3 protein-coding genes are annotated in these 1,239 nt (G+C 64.1%); all 3 read left to right on the forward strand.

Translation table 11 applies throughout. From position 1 onward, the window contains the following. Positions 1-264 (forward strand): type II secretion system F family protein (locus HLUSI_RS29815; protein ID WP_040503726.1); only part of this gene is annotated, 264 nt, incomplete at its 5' end. Next, a complete protein-coding gene (locus tag HLUSI_RS0120350; RefSeq protein ID WP_016835701.1) occupies positions 264-1,130 on the forward strand; it encodes a prepilin peptidase in 867 nt (288 codons plus the stop codon). The genes HLUSI_RS29815 and HLUSI_RS0120350, both read left to right, overlap by 1 nt. Continuing rightward, the coding region (locus HLUSI_RS32970) for a nucleoside/nucleotide kinase family protein (protein WP_157137946.1) at positions 1,130-1,239 on the forward strand (110 nt) is incomplete at its 3' end. The genes HLUSI_RS0120350 and HLUSI_RS32970, both read left to right, overlap by 1 nt.

Consider the following 1,239-nt stretch of genomic DNA (forward strand, 5'->3'; position numbering starts at 1 on the left):
GGCGCCAGCCTGGCGGCGGCGATCGAAGGCACCCGGCTCTTTCCGGAGCTGGTCGGCCAGATGGTCGCCATCGGCGAGGAATCCGGCGCGCTCGACCAGATGCTGGCCAAAGTGGCCGATTTCTATGAAATCGAGGTCGACGAAGCGGTCGCTACCATCTCTACACTGATGGAACCCTTTATCATGCTGGTATTGGGCGTCGTCATCGGCGGCCTGGTGATTGCGATGTACCTGCCTATTTTCAAACTGGGATCCGTTATCTGATGTTCGAACTGCTGACTCTGGCCGACATGCACGGCAGTGGCAATGCCGCAGCAGCGGCGCTGGCCGCCTGCGCAGGACTGCTGATCGGCAGCTTCCTCAACGTCGTCATCCACCGGCTGCCGCAGATGATGCAACGCGAAGCCGAGAACTACCTGGCCCACGAAGCTGGGCACAGCCTGCCGCACGGCGAGCGCTACAATTTGTGGACGCCGCGTTCGGCCTGCCCGCATTGCGCAGCGCCGGTCGCTCCCCGGCACAATATTCCGCTGCTCGGTTATCTGCTGCTGCGTGGCCGCTGCGCCGCGTGCGGCACGGCCATTTCGCGTCGCTATCCGGCGGTGGAAATCCTCACGGCGCTGCTGTCGGCATTGACGGCGTGGCATTTCGGCCTCGGCCTGGAAGGCGTCGCCGCGCTGGCCCTCCTCTATTTCCTGATCGCGCTGGGCTTCATCGACGCCCATACCCAGTTGCTGCCCGACAGCCTGACGCTGCCGCTGCTGTGGCTGGGGCTACTGGTCAACCTGGGCGGCGTCTTCGTGCCGCTGGCCGACGCCGTCATCGGCGCGGCCGCCGGTTATCTTGTACTCTGGAGCATTTACTGGATCTTCAGGCTGGCCACCGGCAAGGAAGGCATGGGCTACGGCGACTTCAAGCTGCTGGCGGCGCTCGGCGCCTGGCTGGGTTGGCAAGCGCTGCCGCTGATCCTGGTGTTGGCATCCTGCACCGGCGCCGTGGTGGGCATCGGCATGGTCATTCTGCGCAAGCACAGCAAAGACCAGAGCATTCCGTTCGGTCCCTATCTGGCGCTGGGCGGCGTACTGATGCTGCTGTACGGCAAATCCCTGCTTTTATTCGGATCGTATTGATGAACGACATTTCCTCCAGCGCCGGCGCAACGCCCTTTTCCATCGGCCTGACCGGCGGCATCGGCAGCGGCAAGACCACCGTCGCCGACCTGTTCGGCGAGCGCGGGTA

Origin of the sequence: Herbaspirillum lusitanum P6-12, assembly GCF_000256565.1 — a bacterium.
Taxonomy (GTDB): Bacteria; Pseudomonadota; Gammaproteobacteria; order Burkholderiales; family Burkholderiaceae_D; genus Herbaspirillum; species Herbaspirillum lusitanum.